Origin of the sequence: Glutamicibacter sp. AOP12-B1-11 (assembly GCF_052379245.1) — a bacterium.
Lineage (GTDB): Bacteria > Actinomycetota > Actinomycetes > Actinomycetales > Micrococcaceae > Glutamicibacter.
In genome coordinates this window covers 1-554 of sequence record NZ_JBQSYL010000095.1, presented here as the reverse complement: position 1 = coordinate 554, position 554 = coordinate 1, and the positions used below count along the sequence as shown (strand labels likewise).

1 pseudogene is annotated in these 554 nt (G+C 56.3%); it reads right to left on the bottom strand.

Annotation, left to right across the window (positions count from 1 at the left end):
• Positions 1-554, bottom strand: a pseudogene (locus ACT3UQ_RS19745) (IS3-like element ISAar37 family transposase); the annotation flags it as partial.

The following is a 554-nucleotide window of genomic DNA, read 5'->3' as shown; positions in this document are numbered from 1 at the left end:
TTCATGATCGACAGCACCGTGGATTTCGGCACGTACTGCTTGTGGTTGTTGCGAATCAAATCCACTAATTGGCCGGCACCGGCCACCCCGTTGGAAGCCTCGTACTCGGTCAGGACCAGAACGGTGCGCATAGCACGCAGGGCCTTGGCTTCGCTGAGCTCAGTGGACGGGTTCAACCACCGGTAATACGAAGCGCGCGAGACCTCTAGCTGCTGGCACATCCAGTTCACCGGATACTTCGCGCTGTGTTCCATGATGAATCGGAAGATCGCGCTTATTTCTTGCCCTTCGAGGCGAAATAGGCGCTGACATCTTTTAAAAATTCGTTCTCCCGTTTCACCTCCGCCAATTCCCGGCGCAGCTTCTCGTGCTGGGCCCATTCCACCGGTCCGCGTTCCTCGGTTTCGGTCTCTGGATGCTCGGTTCGGTAGGCGCGAACCCAGTTCCCAAGGGTGCCTTCGTTGATTCCCAGTGATTCTGAAACCTCGACCAGGCTTTTTCCTGAGGAAAGCACCAGTTCCACCGCTTCTGCACGGAATTCCGGGGTGAATTTC